At 69.1% G+C, this 6,491-nt stretch carries 4 protein-coding genes and 1 pseudogene; 2 read left to right on the plus strand and 3 right to left on the minus strand.

Annotated elements, in window-relative coordinates:
• From DQP56_RS25650 to glmS, 3 genes are all read right to left on the minus strand, one after another.
• The coding region (locus DQP56_RS25650) for a PGRS repeat-containing protein (RefSeq protein WP_353617212.1) at positions 1-1,784 on the minus strand (1,784 nt) is incomplete at its 3' end.
• Positions 1,785-2,190: 406 nt separating this feature from the next.
• A complete protein-coding gene (locus DQP56_RS21880) occupies positions 2,191-2,745 on the minus strand; it encodes a hypothetical protein (RefSeq protein WP_234825783.1) in 555 nt (184 codons plus the stop codon).
• 13 nt (positions 2,746-2,758) lie between these two features.
• Positions 2,759-4,627, minus strand: a complete 1,869-nt coding sequence (gene glmS / locus DQP56_RS21885) for a glutamine--fructose-6-phosphate transaminase (isomerizing) (RefSeq protein ID WP_112689012.1) — start codon at positions 4,625-4,627, stop codon at positions 2,759-2,761.
• Positions 4,628-4,724: 97 nt separating this feature from the next.
• Here glmS and DQP56_RS21890 point away from each other — a divergent pair, with 97 nt between their 5' ends.
• Together DQP56_RS21890 and DQP56_RS25790 are read left to right on the plus strand one after the other, a co-directional pair.
• Positions 4,725-5,564 (plus strand): dienelactone hydrolase family protein, encoded by an 840-nt coding sequence (locus DQP56_RS21890; RefSeq protein WP_112689014.1) that lies wholly within the window; start codon positions 4,725-4,727, stop codon positions 5,562-5,564.
• Between the two features lie 57 nt (positions 5,565-5,621).
• Positions 5,622-5,756: pseudogene (locus tag DQP56_RS25790) on the plus strand (hypothetical protein); the annotation flags it as partial.
• Positions 5,757-6,491 lie beyond the last annotated feature (735 nt).

A 6,491-nucleotide genomic window follows, 5' to 3' on the forward strand; every position in this document is an offset into this window, starting at 1 on the left:
CCCCCGTCCCAGCTGATGACGCCGCTGCCCGTAGCCCCGTCACCACCGTCACCGCCGTCACCGCCGGCGCCACCGGTACCGCCGGCGATACCGGCGCCCCCACCCTTGCCGCCGTCGCCGCCATCACCCGCGTGGCTGAGAACGGTGCCGGTCGGGGCAGACGTGACGGAACCATCGTTGACCCATCCGGTCGCGGCACCGCCGTTACCGCCGTTACCGGCGTTGCCGCCGTCGCCCTGGAGACCGGCGGCCGCGGCGCCGGCACCGCCGGTGCCACCGTTGCCGCCCTGGAATGTCCCGGTGCCACCGTCACCACCGTTGCCGCCGACACCGCCGACACCGCCGTTGCCACCGAAGGTCTGGACGGTGTTGTCGCCGCCGAGAGCAGAACCGCCGTTACCGCCGTTGCCACCGGCGCCGCCGGTACCGCCGTTGCCACCCCTCGCGCCGTCAACGGCTCCGGTGGCGTCGCCGCCATTACCGCCGTTGGCTCCTTCGCCACCGGTACCGCCATTGCCACCGAGGTTGGTGCCATCACCGCCGGCGCCACCGACAGCACCCGCGCCGTTGTCGCCGTCGGCAGCGACGCCGCCGTTGCCACCGGTGCCGCCGTTGCCGCCGGTCAGACCCTCACCGCCGGCACCGCCGACACCACCATCGCCGGCGGCACCGCCGACATTGGTGGTAGCCGGGTCACCGGCGGCACCACCGTTGCCACCGTTGCCACCGTTACCGCCGGTTCCGAGGAACGCGCCGGTGCCGTCGGTGGCCGCCTCACCACCGGCACCGCCGGCACCGCCGTCGGCCGCCACCCCGATCTGGCCGCCCTTCCAGAAATTGCCCCCCGCGGCACCACCGTTGCCACCGTTACCGCCGGCGCCGCCGTTCGGATTGGCGGCGGTTCCGGCGGCGCCGTTACCGCCGGCACCCGCCTGTCCGCCGTTGCCGCCGTTGCCGAGGCTGAAGCCGCTCCGAGCACCGCCGGCACCGCCGTTACCGCCGTTACCACCAACCCCGGTGCCGCCATTGGCGAAGCTGCCCGCGAGGCCATCAGCTCCGGCACCACCGGTCCCACCGTTGCCGAAGAACCACGCAACCGCCTTGCCACCCATGCCGCCGTTACCGCCGTCCGGGTGGTCGGCAGTGGCGGCACCGCCATCCCCGCCGACACCGCCATTGCCCATGAAGGTGCCACCGATACCGCCGGCGCCACCATCGGCGCCGGCGCCACCGTCACCGCCGGCCCCGCCATTGCCGAACCCGAGCGCATTTCCGCCGTCACCGCCGCCAAGACCCGCCACATTGCTGTCCCAGCCGTCTCCGCCGTCACCGAACCACAATCCGCCGTTGCCGCCGTCTGGGGAGTCGGCCGTTCCGTCGATGCCGTCACCGATCAGGTATTGCCCAGCCATGCTGTTGATGGCGCCGTTGACCATTTCACCCAGGTCGCTGTTGATCCACGCCTCGATCCCGGTGTGCAGCGGGGTGTAGAACCACTGGTCGATCAACGTCGTCATGTCGAAGGCGCCCCCGGCGGCCAGCCCGATATCGGACGGCGCCGCATCCCAGCCGGCAGTGGCGTCCGCCGGATTCAACAAGTCGGAGAGCCAGCCGAAGTCGAACAAGTCATCGAAGTCGGCCTGCGCCTGCGGCGCGGACGCGAGCGGAGCCATCCCAAACGCCAAGAACGCCGCCACCGCACTGCCGGCGCCGACCATCCGGTCATGGCACGCACTTTTTCTGCCCGGAGGGTTGTGATGGCTGTTGGTATGACGACGGCTCATGTGCAAACACCTCATTCTGTGAACAGAACTATTTGGCAGTTGAGATCTCCCGTAGAGAAAACCAACATAACTTAGGAGTAATATGTAATGCAACGATATGCGCCAAACTCGTCACGTTTTTCTACAACCGCTTGATGGAGTTTCGCGACCACCCGGCAGCAGACCCGTCTCGAACTCGGATTTCGCGGTATTTTCCCAGTACACCGAGGCGACGGCTCGTGCGGCGCCCAGCCCCCCACCCATGAGCCGATCACTCGCCGTACCGACCGGCGGCCGGATCACCCGGGGGGAGGCTGCGCTCAGTTTGAGCACAATCTAATCATCAAACTCTCAGATAGATGTGCTCGCGGACATCGTCGTGCCGTCTGGAGTCCGGCGGCATGCTCCGCTTCGGCGAGCCGATGCTTCAGAACACCCAGCTGTGCGGTGCCGCGATGACGAACCCGTGGGTGGCCACCGGCCCGTTGGACGCATCGCCGGATTGCCGGGGCTCTTTGAGCACACAGACCAATTCGGTGGACGGCGGAACCCCGCAGACCATCGACTGGGCCGGGGAGAGATCCCAGAACACGATCTTGTGGCCCACCGGCAGTGTCGCGGCAGGCGCCACACCGGCCGTCGCGGCGTCCGCGTGGTCGGCTACGAACCGCGCCGGCATGGTTCCCCTGCCGTAGATGCCGGGTAGCTGCACCGCCCGGGCATCCGGCGGCGCCCCCGGAATGTCGCCGGTGCAGGTGACGTCATGGGTGATCCTGCCCTGCCACACCTTGCAGGTCAGTCCCGAATCGGTGGCGAAGACCAGCGGGGGAACATACTGCAGCTCGTCGACCGAACCCGGCAGCGGGCCGCTGTCGTCGATCAAGGAGCCCACATCGGGGATGCCTGGGGCCGCAACGGCGTTCGGCGCCGCCGCCAGCAGCGTCGCCGACGTTACCGCCGCTGCCAGTGCCCGCCACGCCACGTGGATTGCTGCCTTACTCGACGGTGACCGACTTGGCCAGGTTGCGTGGCTTGTCGACGTCGTAGCCGCGGGCCTGCGCCACCCCCGCGGCGAACACCTGCAGCGGGATGGTCGACAGCAGCGGCTGGTACAGCGTTGGCACCGAAGGGATTTCGATCAGGTGGTCGGCATAGGGCCGTACCGTTTCGTCGCCCTCCTCGGCGATCACGATGGTGACGGCACCACGGGCCTGAATCTCCCGGATGTTCGACAGCAGCTTGGAGTGCAACATCGCCGCGTTCTTGGGAGACGGCATCACCACGATCACCGGCAGGTCGTCCTCGATCAGTGCGATCGGACCGTGCTTGAGCTCGCCGGCGGCGAAACCCTCGGCGTGCATGTAGGCCAGCTCTTTGAGCTTCAACGCGCCTTCCAGCGCCACCGGGTAGCCCACGTGGCGGCCGAGAAAGAGCACCGCAGGCGACCGGGCGAACTGCCTGGCCAGCTCGGCCACCGAGTCGATGCCCTCCAGCACGCGCGACACCAGTTCGGGCATCGCCTCCAACTGGTGGTACTCGCGCTCGACCTCGTCGGGGTATTTGGTGCCCCGGGCCTGCGCCAGCGCCAGACCGACCAGATAGTTCGCGGTGATCTGCGCCAGGAACGTCTTCGTCGAGGCGACACCGATCTCCGGCCCGGCGCGGGTGTAGATCACCGCGTCGCACTCGCGCGGGATCTGCGAGCCGTTGGTGTTGCAGACCGCCAGCACCTTCGCCTTCTGTTCCTTGGCGTGCCGGACGGCTTCCAGGGTGTCGGCGGTCTCGCCGGACTGGCTGATCGCCACCACCAGGGTGCTGCGGTCCAAAACCGGGTCCCGGTAGCGGAATTCGCTGGCGAGTTCCACCTCCACCGGCAGCCGCGTCCAGTGCTCGATCGCGTACTTGGCCAGCAGGCCGGAGTGGTAGGCGGTGCCGCAGGCCACCACGAACACCTTGTCGACCTCACGCAACTCCTGATCGGAGAGGCGCTGCTCGTCGAGCACGATGCGGCCGTCCTCGAAGTGCCCGAGCAGCGTCTCAGCCACCGCGGTGGGCTGCTCGGCGATCTCCTTGAGCATGAAGTACTCGTAGCCGCCCTTCTCGGCGGCCGACAGGTCCCAGTCGATATGAAACGGGCGGGCAGTGCCGGTCATGTCCTGGCCGGCGAAGTCGGTGATGCGGTAGCCGTCCGCGGTGATCACCACCGCCTGGTCCTGGCCGAGCTCGATCGCGTTGCGGGTGTAGGGGATGAACGCCGCCACGTCGGAGCCGAGGAACATCTCACCGTCGCCGATCCCGACCACCAGCGGGGTGGACCGGCGCGCCGCCACGATGGTGCCGGGCTCGTCGGCGTGGGCGAACACCACGGTGAAGTGGCCTTCCAGTCGGCGCACCACGGCCAGCGCCGAGGCCACGAAGTCTCCGGCGGTGTCGCCGTGACGGTACGCGCGGGCCAGCAGGTGGACGGTCGCCTCGGTGTCGGTTTCGCTGGTGAACTCCACTCCCTCGCGCTCCAACTCGTCGCGCAGCGCAGTGAAGTTCTCGATGATGCCGTTGTGGACCACGGCGAACTGGGAGGCGGCATCGCGGTGCGGGTGAGCGTTCTGGTCGGTCGGCCGGCCGTGGGTGGCCCAACGGGTGTGGCCCAACCCGGTGCCACCGACCAGCAGGGCCGGATCGGTGTCGGCCAAGTCGGCTTCCAGGTTGGCCAGCCGGCCGGCGCGGCGCCGGATGGTCAGCTGCCCGACCCCGTCGACGACGGCGATTCCGGCGGAGTCGTAGCCGCGGTATTCCATACGGCGCAGCGCCTCGACGACGACCTCGCGAGCGGGGCGCTGCCCGACGTAGCCGACGATTCCGCACATAGCTGTTCAGGGTAGTGCACCGCCGGGCAACCCGAGACAATCGTGCAGGTCAGCGAAGCCGTGATCACCGTCGTCCGCGGTGCGTTAACGTCATCGGATGGCCAGCATCAAGCGCCTCTACACCACACTGACCCGGCCCGGCCCACATCGCGTGCTGCGCGGCGACCTGGCCTACGCCGGGCTTGCCGGTGTGGTCTATACCCCGGAGTCCGGTTACCGGCTGCCCGCCGTGGCGTTCGGTCACGACTGGCTGACTGGGGCCGACCGCTACGCGGGCCTGCTGGAGCATCTGGCGTCGTGGGGCATCGTGGCGGCCGCACCCGACACCGGACGCGGGCTGGCGCCGTCGGTGCTGGAACTGGGCGCCGACCTGGGCCGGGCCCTGGAGATCGCCACGGAGATCCGGTTGGGGCCGGGCCGTATCAGCGTGGACCGCACCCGGCTGGCGGTGGCGGGTCATGGCTTCGGCGGTTCGGCGGCGGTGTTCGGTGCGGCCGGGTTGTCGGTGAAACCCAAAGCGGTGGCGTCGATCTTTCCGGCGGTCACCAGCCCGGCCGCCGAGCTGGCGGCGACGACGCTGGATGTGCCCGGTGTGGTGTTCGGCGCTCCCGGCGACCCGAAGACGCTGCGCTCCAATGCTGTCGAGCTGGCGCGGGCGTGGCCTTCGGCGACGCTGCGGGTGATCACCAAGGCCTCACCGGCCGGTCTGGCGAAAGGCCGCCGGCTGGCCGGATTCTTCGGGCTGCCGACGTCGGATCGTCGGACCCAGCGGCAGGTGCGGGCGCTGCTCACCGGATACCTGCTGGCGCAGCTGGTCGGCGACAAGACCTACGCCGAGTTCGCCGATCCACAGGTACAGCTGCCGCGCACCGAGGTGCTCGACGAGCTACCGGAGCCGGTGAGCCCCGAGGAGAAGGTCGTCGCGCTGCTCAAGTAGCGCGCCCTGTGGATAACTATCGCCCACCCGGCATTGTCCGGCGGTATTCTGCCCGTCATGGAGCCGGAGAACATCGAGGAGCGCGTCACGGCACTAGAAGCCCAAGTCGGCGAATTGAATCGACGGGTGCGGGCCAGCGAGCACGACGCTCAGGCGGCCCGGGTGCTCGCCGGTGCCGCCGACCGTGACGTTGCCGATTTGGGGGGCGAGCTGCGAGATCTCCGCGGGGAGGTCGGCACCTTCCGCGGGGAGGTCGGCGCCTTCCGCGGGGAGGTCGGCACCTTCCGCGGGGAGGTCGGCGCCTTCCGCGGGGAGGTCGGCACCTTCCGCGGGGAGGTCGGCGCCTTCCGCGGAGAATTCACCGAGTCCCGCGGGGAGTTCCACGACTTTCGTCGGGCCACGGTGGCCGCCTTCAACGCGCTACGTGCGGACATGAACGACCGCTTCAGCCAGGTGAACGACCGCTTCGGCCGGGTCGACAAGGGGTTTATCGAGATGCGCGGCAAGTTCGACGCGGCCGCGGCCGGCCAGCAGGAGATCGTTCGGCTCATCCAGGGCTTGATCGACGATCGCAGCGAGAACGGACGTTGACGCAGCCAAGCATGTAGCGCTGCCGCCGCTGGGAGCGGCCACCCGAGGAGACGATCGACGCGCAGCAAGTAGGGCGTTAGCAAACGATCGTGGCCGCCGGGCAGGGGTCCGGCGGCCACGATCGGCCATGCGATATCTCGATGTCGGACCGCAAGTCACCGAAGAGTGACGCGACGCGGGAGCCAGCGTCGGTCATGGGCGTGCTGCTCGGCAGCGGCTGGGATGGCAAGGGCCCGCTGAAACGACCGCGGTCGCCGAGTCCTTGCGGACCCGGCGACCGTGGTCGTTCTCAACTGTCGGCTACGCGCCAGGGTTACCAGGGTTACCCGGGGCGCC

It is taken from the genome of Mycolicibacter senuensis (assembly GCF_003284925.1).
GTDB classification, from domain to species: Bacteria; Actinomycetota; Actinomycetes; order Mycobacteriales; family Mycobacteriaceae; genus Mycobacterium; species Mycobacterium algericum_A.

What these genes read in the sequence shown, in the direction of transcription:
- DQP56_RS21890 (WP_112689014.1), top strand. Translation starts at nt 4,725, where the DNA reads ATGGCCAGCATCAAGCGCCTCTACACCACACTGACCCGGCCCGGCCCA.
- glmS (WP_112689012.1), bottom strand. Translation starts at nt 4,627, where the DNA reads ATGTGCGGAATCGTCGGCTACGTCGGGCAGCGCCCCGCTCGCGAGGTC.